Source organism: Flavobacterium inviolabile (genome assembly GCF_013389455.1).
Classification (GTDB): Bacteria; Bacteroidota; Bacteroidia; order Flavobacteriales; family Flavobacteriaceae; genus Flavobacterium; species Flavobacterium inviolabile.
Map to the genome: position 1 here is coordinate 581140 of NZ_CP058278.1, position 18151 is coordinate 599290.

14 protein-coding genes are annotated in these 18151 nt (G+C 39.7%); 5 read left to right on the forward strand and 9 right to left on the reverse strand.

Features of this window, described 5'->3' with window-relative positions; all coding sequences use genetic code 11:
• Nucleotides 1-71 precede the first annotated feature (71 nt).
• A complete protein-coding gene (thiL, locus tag HW120_RS02580) occupies nucleotides 72-1121 on the forward strand; it encodes a thiamine-phosphate kinase (RefSeq protein WP_177730502.1) in 1050 nt (349 codons plus the stop codon).
• A 407-nt stretch (nucleotides 1122-1528) separates the two neighbouring features.
• Here the strand turns inward: thiL and HW120_RS02585 are convergent, their stop codons facing one another.
• Complete coding sequence (locus tag HW120_RS02585; protein ID WP_177730504.1) at nucleotides 1529-3070, reverse strand: glycine--tRNA ligase; 1542 nt, start codon at nucleotides 3068-3070, stop codon at nucleotides 1529-1531.
• A gap of 60 nt (nucleotides 3071-3130) precedes the next feature.
• Complete coding sequence (locus tag HW120_RS02590; protein ID WP_177730506.1) at nucleotides 3131-3937, reverse strand: hypothetical protein; 807 nt, start codon at nucleotides 3935-3937, stop codon at nucleotides 3131-3133.
• Nucleotides 3938-3999: 62 nt separating this feature from the next.
• Between HW120_RS02590 and HW120_RS02595 the strand changes: the two genes are divergently transcribed.
• Together HW120_RS02595 and HW120_RS02600 are read left to right on the forward strand one after the other, a co-directional pair.
• Entirely contained in the window at nucleotides 4000-4683 is a 684-nt protein-coding gene (locus HW120_RS02595; protein ID WP_177730508.1) for a ComF family protein, read from the forward strand.
• A 77-nt stretch (nucleotides 4684-4760) separates the two neighbouring features.
• On the forward strand, nucleotides 4761-6362 hold the full coding sequence (locus tag HW120_RS02600; protein WP_177730510.1) for an Ig-like domain-containing protein: 1602 nt from the start codon (nucleotides 4761-4763) through the stop codon (nucleotides 6360-6362).
• Here the strand turns inward: HW120_RS02600 and HW120_RS02605 are convergent.
• The 6 genes from HW120_RS02605 to HW120_RS02630 all read right to left on the reverse strand — a co-directional run bounded on the left by HW120_RS02605 (nucleotide 6349) and on the right by HW120_RS02630 (nucleotide 12911).
• A complete protein-coding gene (locus HW120_RS02605) occupies nucleotides 6349-7116 on the reverse strand; it encodes an amidohydrolase (RefSeq protein WP_177730512.1) in 768 nt (255 codons plus the stop codon). The genes HW120_RS02600 and HW120_RS02605 overlap by 14 nt on opposite strands.
• Before the next feature lie 177 nt (nucleotides 7117-7293).
• Complete coding sequence (locus HW120_RS02610) at nucleotides 7294-8037, reverse strand: succinate dehydrogenase/fumarate reductase iron-sulfur subunit (protein ID WP_177730514.1); 744 nt, start codon at nucleotides 8035-8037, stop codon at nucleotides 7294-7296.
• Between the two features lie 58 nt (nucleotides 8038-8095).
• On the reverse strand, nucleotides 8096-10096 hold the full coding sequence (locus HW120_RS02615) for a fumarate reductase/succinate dehydrogenase flavoprotein subunit (RefSeq protein WP_177730517.1): 2001 nt from the start codon (nucleotides 10094-10096) through the stop codon (nucleotides 8096-8098).
• 20 nt (nucleotides 10097-10116) lie between these two features.
• Nucleotides 10117-10953, reverse strand: a complete 837-nt coding sequence (locus HW120_RS02620) for a succinate dehydrogenase cytochrome b subunit (RefSeq protein WP_177730519.1) — start codon at nucleotides 10951-10953, stop codon at nucleotides 10117-10119.
• Nucleotides 10954-11135: 182 nt separating this feature from the next.
• The gene (locus HW120_RS02625; RefSeq protein WP_177730521.1) at nucleotides 11136-12002 is read right to left on the reverse strand and encodes a hypothetical protein; all 867 of its coding nucleotides are present in this window, start codon (nucleotides 12000-12002) and stop codon (nucleotides 11136-11138) included.
• Nucleotides 12003-12056: 54 nt separating this feature from the next.
• Nucleotides 12057-12911 (reverse strand): ChaN family lipoprotein, encoded by an 855-nt coding sequence (locus HW120_RS02630; RefSeq protein ID WP_177730523.1) that lies wholly within the window; start codon nucleotides 12909-12911, stop codon nucleotides 12057-12059.
• Between the two features lie 113 nt (nucleotides 12912-13024).
• Between HW120_RS02630 and HW120_RS02635 the strand changes: the two genes are divergently transcribed.
• Both HW120_RS02635 and HW120_RS02640 read left to right on the forward strand, forming a co-directional pair.
• Nucleotides 13025-14317 carry an aminopeptidase P family protein gene (locus HW120_RS02635; RefSeq protein ID WP_177730525.1) on the forward strand — a complete coding sequence of 431 codons (1293 nt, stop codon included), beginning with the start codon at nucleotides 13025-13027 and terminating at the stop codon, nucleotides 14315-14317.
• A 107-nt stretch (nucleotides 14318-14424) separates the two neighbouring features.
• Nucleotides 14425-15207, forward strand: coding sequence for an alpha/beta fold hydrolase (locus HW120_RS02640; RefSeq protein ID WP_177730527.1), 783 nt, complete (start codon nucleotides 14425-14427; stop codon nucleotides 15205-15207).
• A gap of 1 nt (nucleotide 15208) precedes the next feature.
• Here the strand turns inward: HW120_RS02640 and HW120_RS02645 are convergent, their stop codons facing one another.
• Nucleotides 15209-17971, reverse strand: a complete 2763-nt coding sequence (locus HW120_RS02645) for a PD-(D/E)XK nuclease family protein (protein WP_177730529.1) — start codon at nucleotides 17969-17971, stop codon at nucleotides 15209-15211.
• Nucleotides 17972-18151 lie beyond the last annotated feature (180 nt).

Genomic DNA, 18151 nt, shown 5'->3' on the forward strand with positions numbered 1-18151 from the left:
TTTCAGTCCTTTTAACATTCTTATCCTGTGCGTTTTTTTTATTTAACTTTGCACTCTTATAATTTATTCAAATGATAGAAGATAAAACGCCTCAAAGAACAAGTTTGTCCCAACTGGGGGAATTTGGATTAATAGATCATTTAACCAAAAACATCCAGATCAGCCAGCCTTCTACCCTGAAAGGAATTGGTGATGACGCTGCCGTTCTGGATTTTAAAGATAAAAAAGCCGTTATTTCTACCGATTTATTAGTAGAAGGTGTTCATTTCGATCTGGCTTACATGCCGTTAAAGCATTTGGGTTATAAAGCTGTGGTGGTGAATCTTTCCGACATCTGCGCGATGAATGCCAAACCGACCCAGATAACAGTTTCGATTGCCGTTTCAAACCGTTTTCCGCTGGAAGCACTGGAAGAACTTTATGATGGAATTGCACTGGCTGCCAAAATTTACGATGTGGATGTTATTGGCGGCGACACGACTTCTTCTCAAAAAGGTTTATTAATCAGCATTACGGCTATTGGAGAAGCGACTGAAGAGGAACTGGTGTACAGAACCGGCGCTAACGATAATGATTTATTGGTGGTTACCGGCGATGTTGGTGCGGCCTATATGGGATTGCAGGTACTGGAACGCGAAAAGCAGGTATTCCAGGTGAACCCGAACAACCAGCCGGATCTTGACAATTATACCTATTTAATAGAACGCCAGTTAAAACCGGAAGCCCGTAAAGACGTTAAAGAGCTATTACAGGCTTTGGATCTAAAACCTACGGCTATGATTGATATTTCTGACGGCTTGTCATCCGAGATTATCCACCTGTGTAAGAATTCCGGAACTGGCTGTAACCTATATGAAGACAAATTGCCGCTTGATCCGCAATTGATCAATACCTGTGAAGAGTTTAATGTAGACAGCACGACGATTGCCATTAACGGCGGTGAAGATTATGAATTGCTTTTCACGATCAAGATGGACGATTTCGACAAGATTAAAGGAAACCCTAATTTTACGGTAATCGGTCATATGACACCGGAAAGCGAAGGCATCCATTTAATTACAAGAGCAAACACTAAAATTCCTTTGAAGGCAAGAGGCTGGAACGCTTTAAATGCTGAGTAATAAAATAATTCCAAAAAAAAAGCGTTAGTACATTACTAACGCTTGATTTTTAATGAGCTAAACCAAATCCTCTATTTGGCTGGGCTGAAGCAAGACCTTTTACAGGCTGGGCTAAAGAAGGTAATCCACTATTTTTACCTTATACTGTATAAACTAACTTAATTAAGTATTTAATGACACTGTAAAAGTACTTCTTTCGACAACACAGATTTTACGGTTTTTTCAAGTATTTTTTACGGTTTCGTTTTTTTTTGAGTTTTTCTTTGTTTTTAACACTTTCAAAGGGTTTAAAAGGGCTTAAAATCGTTCTGAAAGGGCTTCAGCATCTCAAAAAACCGTACCATTTATAAACCGGATTACGGTATAGTAAAAAGGCTTTCCCGAAAAGAGAAAGCCTTTTTTATAATTTACATTTTCATCAGCCAGTTACGCATAGAAACTTCTTCATTGATAATTCCTCTCAATTCTGAAATTTTCACACGATCCTGCTGCATGGTATCTCTGTGACGAATCGTTACTGTTTCATCTTCTAATGTCTGATGATCGACCGTAACACAGAACGGTGTTCCTAATGCATCCTGACGACGGTAACGACGCCCTACGGCATCTTTCTCATCATAGGCAACATTGAAATCCCATTTTAGATCTTCTATAATTTTTCTGGCAACTTCCGGCAGACCATCTCTTTTAATTAATGGCAGTATCGCAGCCTTTGTTGGCGCTAAAACGGAAGGCAGTCTTAAAACCGTACGGGTTGAGCCGTCTTCCAATACTTCTTCCTGCAATGATTTCGAGAAAACTGACAAGAACATTCTGTCCAGTCCAACAGAGGTTTCCACTACATACGGGACATAGCTGGAGTTTGTTTCGTTATCGAAATATTGTAATTTCTTACCGGAATGCTGTTCGTGTGCTTTTAAATCGAAATCGGTTCTGGAGTGAATTCCTTCCAGTTCTTTAAATCCGAATGGGAAGTTAAATTCGATATCGGCAGCAGCATTAGCATAATGGGCTAATTTTTCATGGTCGTGGAAACGATAGTTTTCTTTTCCTAATCCTAATGAAAGGTGCCATTTTAATCTTGTTTCTTTCCAGTATTCGTAATATTTCATTTCTTCCCCCGGACGAACAAAAAACTGCATTTCCATTTGTTCGAACTCCCGCATACGGAAGATAAACTGACGGGCAACGATTTCGTTACGGAACGCTTTTCCGGTTTGTGCAATTCCAAAAGGAATCTTCATACGTCCTGTTTTCTGTACGTTCAGGAAGTTTACAAAGATACCCTGTGCCGTTTCCGGACGCAGGTACAGGTCCATAGCAGAATCGGCAGAAGCGCCTAATTTTGTTCCGAACATCAGGTTAAACTGGCGTACTTCGGTCCAGTTTCTGGATCCTGATTCCGGGCAGGCAATTTCCAGCTCTTCAATCAAAGCCTTAACATCGGCAAGATTTTCCGTTTCCAGGGAACGTGCCATTCTTTCCAGAATTTCGCGCTGTCTGCTTCGGTATTCAATAACACGGGCATTGGTCGCTACAAACTGTGCTTCATCAAAAGCATCGCCAAAACGGTCTTTTGCTTTATCAATTTCTTTTTGTGCTTTCTGGTTTAATTTTTCGGCATAATCCTCAATTAAAACATCCGCACGATATCTTCTTTTTGAATCTTTATTGTCAATTAGCGGATCGTTAAACGCATCCACGTGGCCGGAAGCTTTCCATGTAGTAGGATGCATAAAAATAGCAGCATCAATACCTACAATGTTTTCGTGCATCTGAACCATGGATTTCCACCAGTATTCACGTATATTTTTCTTTAATTCTACACCGTTTTGAGCATAATCGTATACTGCGCTCAAACCATCATAAATTTCGCTAGAAGGGAAAATAAATCCGTATTCTTTTGCATGCGAAACTACATTCTTAAATAAGTCTTCTTGTTTTGCCATAATGCAAAAATAGGAAAAAGAGATTGTAAAAAATAGGGGAAATTTTAACTTTTTGAAGTATTATCGAAATTGGAAATTAGCCGTTCCGATTATTCGGTCCTGATGGATTATGTTAACTTCATAATCGCCTTTAATCAGTTTTTTTTTATCGACGTCAACAAAGGCGCAAACGTCGGTCGCTTTATTATCATAAAACACGATCCCTCTGGCGGTACAGTCCAGATCGCTGTTGTATTTTTCATTAGGATGAAGGCCGTTGCTCAACACGGTATGTTCCGGGTTTACAATCTGATAGAAAATTTCCTGATTGCCGCGGCCGATGTTTTCGTTATATGCTAAAGTGTAGCAAATCCTGATCTGGTCTATTTTATTGGACCGGTTGGTTTCCAAAAAATCGCTGTAGATAATTTTAACACCTCTAACGCTTACATTCATCGCTTTGAGTTGTTTCGATTTCAGACCGGCATCATCATTTTCCAGGCTGCTTAACTCGTTACTGGCTGCTTTCGCCGTTTTTTTTCTTTCTTTCGTTTTCGTGCTGGCAATCTTCTGTTTTACCTTTTCCGTCTTTTTCAAATCTGCCGTAACAGCTTGGGGTTGTTTTACGGCTCCTTCGGGATGTATGACTGTTTTAAAAAGCAGGGAACTTCTTTTCGTATTTGTCCCCAGAACATTGCTAACAGAATCATATCGTTTTAAAATTTCCGAAAGTTCATTTTTATGTATGGAATTCTCTAAAGATATCTTATCTTTAAGTGATTTGTTTTCACTAGATAACCGATATAAATTAAAAGACAGGGTGAGTACTCCGATAACGAGCACACCGACACTCACCTGACCTAAAATTGAAGAATTATTACTTGTCATTTCTATTTATTAATCAATAAAAGTATTCCGCCTGTTGTAATACTAAAAAAATAATCGATGAAATGATAAAAAACTTGATAAACTTACTCTTTCCGAGATTATGTAGCGGCTGTAACAGCATTTTGTTACAAAATGAAGGGGCAATTTGCATCAAATGCCGGCATGAGATCCCGATTACGAATCATCATCTGATACCGGAAAATGAAACCCTTAAAAAGTTCTACGGAAGACTGCCTCTGGAATATGCTTCCTCCTTTTTTTATTACCATAAAGAAGGTATTGTACAGCAGCTCATTCATCATCTCAAATACAAAGGCCGGCAGGAAATAGGCGAATTGCTCGGCAATTGGTATTTTTCAGAAATTAAAGACCTTACCATTCTCAAAACCGTTACCGAGATCATCCCGGTTCCGCTTCACAAAAAACGGTTACAGGAACGCGGTTACAACCAGCTCACCACATTCGGGAAAGCGCTGGCGGCCGGTTTTGAAATTCCGTACAACGAAACCATCCTGCTCCGTAAATATTATTCCAAAACCCAGACAAAGAAGACTATTTTCAGCCGGACCGAGATTGGCACCGAATTATTCGAGGTTCATTTTACCGAAAAAGACCACGGCAAACATTTTTTACTGATCGACGATGTTATTACCAGCGGTGCCACACTGGAAGCCTGCGGCAAAATGCTGCTGAAAATTCCCAATGCCAGCCTGAGCATCCTTGCCATTGGTTATACACACTCTTAATTTTACAAAGATTTTCTAAAAACATTTTCATTCCACTGAATATAATTGTTATTTTGTGCTGTAAAATCATTGGTAACATGTTGAAGAACCGTATTGCTTTCTTTATTATTGTCTTTTCTCTTTTATTAACCGGTTGTGCCAAAAGAGGTATGGTTTCGGGTGGTCCGAAAGACACCATTCCTCCTACAATCACCTATAGTAATCCTGAGAATTTCAGTACTAATTTTAACGGGAATTTCATCAAGATCAATTTCGATGAATATATTAAGGTAAAAGACATCAATAAACAACTGATTATTTCGCCTCCAATGAAGAAGGCTCCGGATATCGTTCCGATGGGCTATGCCAGCAAATACATCACCATTAAAATCAAAGATACTTTACAACCCAACACTACTTACAGTTTTAATTTCGGACAGAGTATAACGGACAACAATGAGTTCAATCCGTATTCCCAGTTTAAATATGTGTTTTCAACCGGTCCGTATATTGATTCTTTAAAAGTGGGCGGTGTCATCAAAGATGCCTATTCCCGAAAGGCCGATAATTTTGTATCGGTAATGCTGTATGAAGCCGAAAAATTTACCGATTCCACCGTTTTTAAACAGCAGCCGCGTTATGTTACCAATACGCTGGACAGTTTAAAAGTGTTTACCCTGGAAAATTTAAAAGAGGGCAAATACCATGTTGTTGCCATAAAAGACGTTAATAACGACTATAAGTTTGATCCGAAAACCGATAAAATCGCTTTTTTTAAGGATCCGATTACGATTCCTAACGATACCCTTTTCAGCCTGAGTTTATTCAAGGAAGAGCTTCCGTTTAAAGCAGAAAAGCCTACACAGGAAACTCCCAACAAACTGATTTTAGGTTACGAAGGGAAAGATCCGAAAAACACCAAAGTGATTGTGAAACGGGGCGGCGAAACGCTGAATACCATAATTACCAAATTCCCGGCCAAAGATTCCCTACACATCTGGCTGCCTAAAATCACGCCCGATTCCCTGCAGATCCTGGTTAGTAACGGCAATTATTCAAAAGAGTTTAAAACGAAAATCAAGGAGCAGAAAGTTAAAGATTCCTTGTCTTTTGATGCCAAACCAAAGGGTTCCATCGGCCTGAGAGATCTTTTTACAGTATTGCCTTCGATGCCTTTAACCAAAATTGACGAGGCTAAAATGAAGCTGATCAATAAAGATTCCGTAGCGGTTCCCTTTAAAACAAAATATAACGATTTTGATAATGCGCTGGAATTCGACTTTAAAAAAGAACCCAATCAGAAATATTCCCTGACCTTATTTCCGGGCGCTTTAACCGATTTTTACGAAAAGGCCAACGATACCCTTAAATATTCATTAGCCACAAAAAGCATTACGGAGTATGGTAATTTACGGGTACAGCTTGAAAACGTAAAACGTTTTCCTGTAATTCTGGAAATTCTTGATAAAAATGCCAAAGTGATTGCAACCGCGTACAGCGAAAAAGAAACGGTTCTGGACTTCAACACGCTCGAACCGAATTTATACACGCTGCGCCTGATTTACGACGACAATAAGAACCGCAAATGGGACACCGGTAATTACCTGGAAAAGTTACAACCGGAAGAGGTTATTTATTTTATTAATGATGTCGACGTTCGCGCAAACTGGGATGTGGATCAGGTTTTTAAATTAGATTAAACTTATCCCTGTCTCTCAGGAAGCCCAGTTTATTTCTGTTCGCCAGCATTAATTCTTTGTCCAGCTGAACGGAGAACACCACTTCTTTTTCCACCGGTTCCACCAAAGCATTACCCAGATAGTCCAGTACCTGCGAATGTCCGGAATAAAAGTTATGATTCACATCGTCACCAATCCGGTTCACCCCTATCACATAGGACATATTTTCTATGGCTCTTGCTTTCAATAATGTATCCCAGGCTAAAATTCTAACCTGAGGCCAGTTCGCTACATAGATCAGCAAATCATAATCGTCATTGTTACGGGAAAAAACCGGAAAACGCAGGTCGTAGCAAATTAACGGACAGATTCTCCATCCCAGATAATTCACAATCAGTCTTTCGGTTCCGCCGGAAGTATAAACCTTGTTTTCGCCAGCCAGGGAAAACAGGTGTCGTTTATCGTAGTATTCCACATCACCGTTAGGAAAAACAAAAAGCAGGCGGTTATAGAAATTATCATTTTCGCGGATGACCAGACTGCCTGTTATGGCACAGTTTTTTTCAACGGCCGTGTGTTTCATCCACGTTACCGTTACACCATCCATGGATTCGGCTACTTCATCGGGATTCATCGTAAAACCGGAGCTGAACATTTCCGGCAATACAACCAGCAGCGAATCTTCGGGAATATTCTGAATTTTTGCAGCAAAATAATTTCTGTTTACTTCCGGGTTTTCCCAGAAAAGAGGGGCCTGAATAATGCTAATTTTCATTTCCTGTGCTTCGTTTTTACGGTTTATGGATTCGAAATGTATTTCTTCAATAAAAATAGAAAAGATATTGTAAACAAAAGGGTTTCATCCCACAAAAATACTGCAGGTTTTATTGCTAAAAACAAAAAACGCATTCAGCTTGTGGCCGAATGCGTTTTTATCGTGATTTTTATAAAACTATTTGATACTTGCTTTAAGATATTCTCTGTTCATACGGGCAATATTCTCAAGAGAAATTCCTTTTGGACATTCTACCTCACAAGCACCGGTATTGGTACAGTTACCAAAACCTTCGTGGTCCATTTGCTCTACCATGTTCAGTACACGCTCTGCTGCTTCCACTTTACCCTGAGGCAATAAAGCAAATTGCGATACTTTAGCCGAAACAAACAACATAGCCGAAGAGTTTTTACAAGTAGCCACACAAGCACCACAACCGATACAGGTAGCCGCATCGAAAGCTCTGTCTGCATCATGTTTAGGAATTGGAATTGCGTTAGCATCCTGTGTATTTCCGGAAGTATTTACCGAAATAAATCCTCCTGCGTGCTGAATTCTGTCGAAAGCACTTCTGTCTACAACTAAATCTTTAATTACCGGGAAAGCTTTCGCACGGAATGGTTCAATATAAATAGTATCGCCATCTTTAAACATACGCATGTGTAACTGACAAGTCGTTACTCCTCTGTCTGGTCCGTGAGCTTCACCGTTAATATACAAAGAACACATTCCGCAGATTCCCTCACGACAATCGTGATCGAAAGCTACCGGTTCGTCTCCTTTTTCTACTAATCCGTCATTCAATACGTCTAACATTTCCAAGAAAGACATATCAGGCGACACATCGCTGATTTTATAATCAACTAATTGTCCTTTATCTTGAGCGTTTTTCTGACGCCATATTTTTAACGTTAAATTCATAACTTTTTGTATTAAGTATTAAGTGCAAGGTATTCTAATTTGCCTTAACACATTAAAATTATTTGTAACTTCTTTGAACCAGTTTCACATTTTCGAATTTCAGCTCTTCTTTGTGTAATACGGCTTCTCTCGGGTTTCCTTTGTATTCCCAAGCGGCTACGTATGCAAAGTTAACGTCATCACGTTGTGCTTCTCCTTCTTCTGTTTGATATTCTTCTCTAAAGTGACCTCCACAAGATTCATTTCTGTGTAAAGCATCTTTAGCGAATAACTCTCCTAATTCCAAGAAATCGGCAACACGCAATGCTTTTTCCAATTCCTGGTTAAATCCGTTAATATCTCCGGGAACACGAACGTCTCTGTAGAATTCCTCACGGATGGCTTTAATCTCATCCATAGCTTCCGTAAGTCCCTGGGCATTACGCGCCATACCTACTTTATCCCACATTACTTTTCCTAATTTTCTATGGAAATGGTCAACAGAATGTGTACCGTTATTGTTACTGAATTTTTCAATCAAGTCTCTAACGTTTTTCTCCGCTTCCGCAAATTCCGGTAAATCTGTTGAGATTTTACCTGTACGGATATCTTTTGATAAATAATCACCAATAGTGTACGGTAATACGAAGTATCCGTCAGCAAGACCCTGCATCAAAGCAGAAGCTCCCAAACGGTTCGCACCGTGATCGGAGAAGTTTGCTTCACCAATAGAATAACAACCTTCAATTGTGGTCATTAAGTTATAATCTACCCAGATTCCACCCATTGTGTAGTGAACTGCCGGATAAATCATCATTGGTGTTTCGTATGGATTATCGTCAACGATTTTCTCATACATCTGGAACAGGTTACCATATTTGTTAGCAACTACTTCTGTTCCTAATTTTTTCACTAAAGCCGCGTCATTCTGATCCAGGTGTTTGATTTTTGCCTGCTCTTTTCCATAACGCTGAATTGCAGAAGCAAAATCCAAATAAACGGCTTCTCCAGTTTTGTTAACACCATATCCCGCATCACATCTTTCTTTTGCTGCACGTGAAGCTACGTCACGCGGTACCAGGTTACCAAAAGATGGATAACGTCTTTCCAAATAATAATCTCTGTTTTCTTCTGCGATTTGTGTTGGTTTCAAACGGCCTTCACGAATAGCAATAGCATCATCCATGTTTTTAGGAACCCAGATTCTACCGTCATTTCTTAATGATTCAGACATCAGGGTTAATTTAGACTGGTGGTCTCCTGATACCGGAATACAAGTTGGGTGAATTTGCGTATAACAAGGATTAGCGAAGTAAGCTCCTTTTTTGTGTATTTTCCATGCAGCGGTTACGTTACTTCCCATAGCATTGGTAGAAAGGAAGAATACGTTTCCGTAACCTCCTGAAGCGATAACAACAGCGTGAGCTGAATGTCTTTCGATTGCTCCGGTAACCAGGTCACGGGCAATGATTCCTCTTGCTTTTCCATCAACGATAACAAGGTCTAACATTTCATGACGGTTGTACATCTGGATTTTTCCACGTCCGATTTGACGGTTCATTGCAGAATAAGCGCCTAATAACAACTGTTGTCCTGTTTGTCCTTTTGCATAGAATGTTCTGGAAACCAATGTTCCACCGAAAGAACGGTTATCTAATAAACCTCCGTACTCACGTGCCAAAGGCACACCCTGAGCCACACATTGGTCAATAATATTAGCCGATACTTCTGCTAAACGGTGAACGTTAGCTTCACGGGCGCGGTAATCGCCTCCTTTAACCGTATCGTAAAACAAACGGAAAGTGGAGTCACCATCACCCTGGTAGTTTTTTGCTGCATTGATACCTCCCTGTGCTGCAATCGAGTGCGCACGACGTGGAGAATCCTGAAAACAAAAAGCTTTTACGTTATAACCTAATTCTGCCAAAGTAGCGGCAGCCGAACCTCCAGCCAAACCTGTTCCAACGATGATTACATCGATGTTACGTTTGTTCGCCGGGTTAACCAGGTTGATGTGATCTTTATAGTCTGTCCATTTCGTTGAAATAGGACCTTGAGGTATTTTAGAATCTAATGCCATAATCTTTATCTATTATAGGATTATTTAACAAAGTGAATATATAAAGGAATAATAGCAAATAAAAGCGGTACAATAATTGCAAATCCTTTTCCGAAAATTCGAATCGCCGGAGAATATTTAGGATTATTAGCTCCTAACGACTGGAAAGCACTATTAAATCCGTGTAGTAAGTGGAATGCTAAAACAGCCATTGAAAACACGTAGAAAATGGTAAATGCCAATCCCAGTTTCGGATCTTTAAAGAACGCAATTGTAATTGTATGTAAATCTTTATATCCTTCTGCAAATTTAATTTTCGCCGGTTTAACGTAGTAAAAATCACGTCCTTCAACAACAATATTTTCACCGTCCACACTTTGTACCGGGATAAATTTATCCTGTCCCCAACCGGAAGTAAGGTAAAATTCCTGAGAGTTTCCTGGCTGTGCTTCTACTGTAATTTTTTGCAAAGGCATATTTGAGAAATGCATTTTTGCCCAAAAATTCACCATGTGAGTAGCGATAAAAATCAGGATTAAGGTTCCTAAAACCGCCATGTTTCTTGAAGCCCACGCGCTGTTTGCAGCAGCGTTGTTTTTAGCATACCCAACAGGCCTTGCTTTCTTGTTTTGGATTGTCAGAAGAATACCATCGATCGCGTGGAATAAAATCGAAATGTACGTTAAATAAGATAGAATTTTTACAGCTGGATTGGTAGTCATAAACAATGCATATTCGTTGAATTGCAATTGTGTTCCGAATAATAACTGTAGGTTACCTGCTAAGTGACCCACCAAAAACAAGCATAAAAATAAACCCGTAAGAGCCATCCAGTATTTTTTCCCGATAGATGACTTTAAAAGTGCAGATTTTGCCATAGTGTTTGATTGTAATAGTTTTTAAAAAAATCAAACAAAAGTAACGCTATTTCAAATTAACCGCAACCCTTTAACCCTTATTTATAATGAATTTAAAGTGAGAAATGCAATGTCTTGCGAAAAATGCACTACCTGAATTTGGTATATACTTTAAAAATAGAAGAGTAGCTATTCCGGAAATATTATTTCAGATAAGAAGGTATTAATCCTCTAAGCCCCATATCAACAACATTTTCACCTGCTGAAGGCTCATATTTCCCATCAAAATTAACCTCTTTCCACTCAAAACTGTTGTTTACAGAAAGCGACAGGGTAACTTCAACATTTTTTGTTTCGTTTCCGGTAATCACAAATGCATTGGCAAATTTACCGGTTACCACACAGGATTTAGGAGGTATCGGAGAGGTTGCAAAAAGCGGGTTCGGAACCGTTGTGGCACCTTCCGGAGCCTGTCCGGAAAAAGGCATTCCGTTAACATTTAAAGCCCAGTATCCCTGCTCTCTGTTACCGTTTACCGGGAAACTGCTGTTCCCGATGTGATGTGTCGTTAAATAGGTTTTAAATCCGACAAAACTAGCCAGCGTTCCGGTATAGTCCGTTCCCTGATTTAAAATATTGATGTCATAATTCTGGTACGACAACGAAACCCTTACCCATTCGTAGCTTCCGGTAGCCACCTGACTCAACGGTATGGAAAGGAAAACTTCATTTTCACCCACAATTTTCGACTGACTAAAATCTATCGCATTTTCACCACCTGCCATTGTTTCAGGCGCATGGTATAAAACGGTACCCATTCCTAAAGCAGTATTGGCATTTGGTGCCAGCTCCAGATAATGAGAACTGATTGCATTAAAAGAAGGGGATTGTGCCGCATTGCCACTGGCAATTGGTGCCGGCTGACCGGTATTGTTTAAACGGATCTGGTTGTTGTCAAATTTAAATTTAACAATCAACTGCGGCTCTGAATTCCTCACATCGTCATTGTCATCACATGCAAATAATGTGATGGCAATTAATAATATGTATAGAATGTTTCTAAAATTCATAACCTTCGTTTAACAAAATATAATAAACAAAAATCTTGCCAAGATTTTGTTAAATCAATATGTCTTCGTGACATCTTCATCTACAACGATAATATAGTCCGCTTTATTGTGGTGTTCTTCCTCTAATTTCAAAATATTTTCCTGGCTTACCGTTGCAATGGTAATAATTTTAATTTCAGGCTGATATTGTTTCAGATACCAATAGATTCCTTCATGGTAATCACTGTGATAACTTCCGTTATAATGCACAAATACCGTATTGTCTTTTTTATTTTTCACAATAAAATATCCCATGGTCGCATCTTTGATTGCCTGCGCTTTCGGAAGGGTTTCACCGCCATGGCCGCCCATCATTTCTACTATTTTAACATAGCCCGGCAGTTTGGCATCATACGGAACCGGAAGCGGTGCTATCCAGGTTTTCTCTTCATCAGTAAGGGTTTCCAGTGCTTCAAAGCCTTTTTTAAATACCAGACTGGCATATCGTCTCGGGATATTCGTGGCAATAAATTCTGTTTTGGTTGCTTTGGCAAAATCCACTAATGGTTTGTAATCTGTTTTATGATTTTTCCACAATCGCGCCAAAGTATCGAAAGCTTTCTGGTCTATCGCGCCACTCAGATACTGATTTAATTGCGGCTGATTATCGGCTTCGATCATTTCGGCTCCCAAAACCAGTTTTCTTTTTGCAGCCAGGTCTTTTGTTAATTCCAATTGCAGCCAGTGCACCACAGAGTTGTCATGAAACTCTCCAAACAACACTACTTCTTTTTTTTCACAGGCCTTTACTAATTTTTCATAATTTGTTTTTTTACCGTTTTTATCAAATAACTGGTATGGCATTTTATGCTGAGCCTGCAAAATTGTCACTAAAAATAGTGTTACAAGAAGTGATATTGTTTTTTTCATGGCAGAAAATTACCCATAATTATGAATTCTTCAAAATTTTATAGTCGTATTAACAGCATTTGTTTCTAAAGTTTTTAAATTTGGGTTCATATATACTTAAAAATTATTTCGTTATGAAATACCATCAAATAGACCGGGACTTATTCATTAAAAACCGCAAAAAATTCGCTGCGGCAATGAAGCCAAACAGTATCGCTGTTTTTAACTCCAATGATATTTATCCTGTTAGTGCAGACAGTACGTTGCCATTTGCACAGCACCGTGACATTTTCTATCTGTCCGGCGTAGATCAGGAAGAAAGCATCCTGGTTATTTTCCCCGATGCTCCTTATGAATCTCAAAAGGAAATGTTATTCTTAAGAGAAACCAATGAACACATTGCGATATGGGAAGGTGAAAAACTAACCAAAGAACGCGCATTTGAGGTTTCCGGTGTTAAAACCGTACACTGGTTACAGGATTTCGAAAAGGTATTGTATGAACTGATGACTTATGCCGATACGATGTATATCAACACGAATGAGCATTACCGTGCCAAGGTGGAAACCGAAACACGTGAAGCCCGTTTTGTAAAATGGTGGAAAGAAAACTATCCTGCGCATAAAGTAGAAAAAAGCAATCCGATTTTACAGCGTTTGCGTTCGGTAAAAGAAAGCGAAGAACTGGATTTAATCCAACAGGCCTGTAATATTACCGAAAAAGGTTTCCGTCGTATTTTATCGTTTGTAAAACCGGGCGTTATGGAATATGAAGTAGAAGCCGAATTTGCACACGAGTTCCTGAGAAACCGTTCCAAAGGTTTTGCCTATACTCCTATTATTGCTTCCGGTAACAACGCAAATGTATTGCACTATATCGAGAACAACCAGCAGTGTAATGCCGGTGATTTATTATTATTGGATGTTGGTGCCGAGTATGCCAACTATTCGAGCGATATGACCCGAACCATTCCGGTTTCCGGGAAATTCACCAAAAGACAAAGAGAAGTTTACGATGCGGTATTGCGCGTAAAAAACGAAGCCGGTAAAATGCTGGTACCGGGTAATTTCTGGAAACAATACCATGTTGAAGTAGGAAAAATAATGACTTCCGAATTGCTAGGTTTAGGATTACTGGACAAAGCTGACGTTCAGAACGAAAATCCGGACTGGCCGGCTTATAAAAAATACTTCATGCACGGTACTTCCCACCACATGGGATTGGACACGCACGATTACGGTTTGCTGTATGAGCCGATGCAGGCAAATATGGTTTTCACGATCGAACCGGGAATTTACATTCCTGCTGAAGGATTCGGAATCCGTATTGAAGACGATGTGGTTATCCAGGCAAGCGGAGAGCCTTTCAACCTGATGCGCAATATTCCTATTGAGGCTGACGAAATCGAAAGCTTAATGAATCGCTAAAAAACGCTTATTTTATATAAAAACGGTTTATGACTAAAGTTGTAAACCGTTTTATTTTTTCAGTTTGCCGAATAGGTTTACTTTTGCAACACGATAAATCCCCACCGTTGAAACACATTCTTTTTAAAAATACTAAAATTGCTTATTCCGAAACCGGAAAAGGAACCGCCTTGGTTTTTCTGCATGGTTTTTTAGAGAATTCCGGTATGTGGGATTTTTACACCAAAGCTTTTTCTAAAAAATACCGCGTTATCACGATCGATTTACTGGGTCACGGACAATCGGAATCTATCGGCTACATTCACAGTATGGAAGATATGGCCGATGCCGTTCATGCCGTTTTGAGTGAGCTTCGTATCCGGAAAGCGGTTTTTACCGGACATTCTATGGGTGGTTATGTTGCTCTGGCTTTCGCCGAATTGTATCCGGACAATGTTAAAGGAATGGTGCTGCTTAACTCTACTTCCAGAGCCGACAGCGACGAGCGCAAGCGCAACCGGGATCGTGCCATTATTGCCGTAAAGCAAAGCTATTCGAATTTTATCAGAATGTCGATTGCCAATTTATTCAGTGAAGACAATCGCGAAAGACTGACCGAAACCATTGAGAAGGTAAAACTGGAAGCTTTAAAAACACCCTTACAGGGCATTATTGCCGCTTTGGAAGGTATGAAAGCCCGCAATGACCGGGAAGTTATTTTACACTTTGCGCCGTATCCCATTATGCTTATTCTGGGCAAAAAAGATCCGGTACTAAACTATAACGACAGCCTTGAACAGCTTGAAGGTACCGCTGTAAAACTCGTCACGTTCAACGACGGCCACATGAGCCACATTGAAAACAAATATGAGCTGAAAGGGATCTTATCGGATTTCTTTAAGAACATCTAACTTATTGTATCCGCTCTTCAAAAGGAATTCCGGCGTTCAGGATTTCATTGATCAGGATAATAATTTCCGTCCGGAAACTGGCCAGCGTCTCCGCCGTTATCATCATATTGAATTCTTTTTCCTCTTTAAATCCAAAAGGCATAAAGCCGTTCCGCATATTTTTAAAGGATATAATCCCCACTTCCAGTTCCATACCGTTACAGTGCTGTTCATACATAAAAGCATAGCAGAGCAGCTGTATGATCTTATCATTTTTTATGTCCGCGGTTAAACCAGTCCAGTCTTTTAAGAGCACACTGTTCTTTTCGACTCTTCCGGTTTTATAATCCACTATCCTTATTTTTCCGTTGCGCTGTTCAATCCGATCCACATTACCGGCAATTTTGACCGGAAACGGCAACCGGCTGTCTTCCAGCACTCTTTCCAACGGGATTTCCAGACCTAAGATCTTAACCGCATCATTGTTTTCCAATTGTTTTTTCTCCTCTCTGAGGAAGTTGTGTACGTTCCGTTTCGCCACTTCAAAAGCGAGCAGGTTTTTACCTTTGGCAATCTCTCCTTCCTTATAAATCATCCGGAATTGTTTTTCAACTTCCGCATTTGATGCACCAAACATCTGGTCCACATCAGGTAATGTCAAAAATTTCCCCAGATATGGACGATACAGTTCTTCCAGCACACCATGGATAATGGTTCCCAGAGTATTCAGAGCAATGTTTTCCTCAACTTCTTCCACTTCGGATATCCGCAGTATTCGCTGGTTATAAAACTGAATCGGATTCCGCATATAGGTGGTCAGTCCGGATGGCGAAAATCCTTTTACTGTAGCGATTTCCTTTAAACGCGCCAGTACTCCGTCAGATTTCGGGATCACGACCGGCTCGTAGGCTTTATCCGGTAAAAAAGCATTGTAAATTTGATGTGTCAGGACATGCTTCGGTCTTTTTTCAATTTCCAGCTGCGTAATAAAACGGCTGCGTTCCCCGGCATCCAATCCTTCACTTTCGGTATTGTACAGCAGGTAAATATTTTTAGCCCTTAGCAATAAGTGGTAAAAGTGATAGCTGTAAATAGCATCTTTTTCCTTATAGGTAGGCAATCCCAATTCTCTTTTAACATCATAAGGGATGAATGAATTCGTGGTTTTTCCGGCCGGAAATTTACCTTCATTCATCGAGGTAATGATTACCGTTTCGAAATCCAGCACACGACTTTCCAAAACACCCATTATCTGCAATCCGGTTAGCGGCTCTCCTTCAAATGAAACTTCCGCCAGGTCGATAATCTGCTTGTAAACCGTGAAAAGCGTATTCAGGTTATCAATTTTTGGATGTGCCTCATAATAATTAATAAGCTTGTTAATTACTTTGAAAACCGAATACAGGAAGGCTTTGGATATTTTATCTTCTTCATTATCATTACTCAGGAAGGACTTGATTGTAAGGATAATTTCCGAAAGCCTGTTCAGCACACTAATGACATCATCACTCCATTTCTCGAATAATAAAGAGAATAATCCGGTAGGATAATTGTTGATTTCGAGCAGTTTTTTTTGCGTCAGGAACGTAATATTGTTTTTATTCACAATCTGAACAGCATAGGAAGCCTTCGCATACGGTTCGACTAACGGATGCGTCAGGATATCCAGTATTTCTTTATAGTAGAACACATAATTCTTTTCATCCCGCTGTATGGCGTTTGTGTGAAGTTTGAACAATTTGTGTATCAATATCTGAGCCGGGTTATTTTTACTGCTGTAACCCATTGTAATATTCAGGCTTTCAATCGTATTGGGCAGCGCATACAGCACCGGAATGAGCAGGTTTTCTTCCCCTAAAACAAGCGCGACCTTGTCCAGACTTTCTGTTTTGAGCTGCACTTCTTCAATCAGTTTTCCGGCAATTTTTGCCTGGCCTACGGTTTTCGGCGTTCCGATAATCCGGATGTTTTTTTCCTGGCTGAATTCGTTTACGATCCATTCAAACGGCTGCGTAGTATATTGTTTCCACTCTTTTTTAAACCTTCTGACAAATAGTCCGGCATCGTGAAAGGTATCGTTCAGGAAAACCTCATCGATGTCCCAATACACTTTTGCCTGTTCGTTAAACAGCAGTTGCTGCATTATCTTTTCTTCTGCCTGATTCAGCGCATTAAAGCCTGCAAACAGCAGTTTTTTATCACCTATGGCTTCCGAGAAATGGTTCAGGTTTTCAACAGCTTCCCGGTAGATCAGTCCCTGATAGCCTATTCCTTTCCGAAGTAGGTGTTCGTATAATCCCTGATAATAGGAGGGTAATAAATTCCAGAATTCCAGATAGTTTTCAATCAGCGTGGTTCTTTGTTCCAGGTCTAACGACCAGTGCTTGATGTCTTCAATATCTTTCAGATAGGAAAACACATGGCCTGGTTTTAGCAGGTAGCGGTCAATTTCATTAAAATCCTGCAGCAATGTTTTTGCCCAGTTAGCAAAAAGCTCAAAAGGCTGTTGTTTCTCTTTGGGCGTTAATTCCAGATAAACATCATAGAATTCAAACAGCAATTCAATACTATCGCAGGTGCGAATGCCGGCAACATTTTGAATAAAGTCTTCGATACTGATGATTTCGGGAGCGAATACCGTTCCGTTCAATTGTTTTTTCAGCGCTTCTATTAAAAATATTTTCGCCCTTTTGTTGGGTAAAACAATTGTAATCCCGGACAGGTTTTCCTGGTATTGCGATACGATTTCGCTGCTTAATTTATCTAAAAAGGAATAATTCACCATTTATTTTTTTTGCAGATAACTGCCTTGGAAATTTTTAACTGTATTGAAAGCCAAACTGGTTATGGCTGATTTTATTTCCATGCAGAATAAAAATTATGCCTCCATAAAGTTAGGAAAATTGACCTTCAAAAAAAGCAATCAGCCACAATTATGAATAAAAAAAAACGTCCCGATAAATCG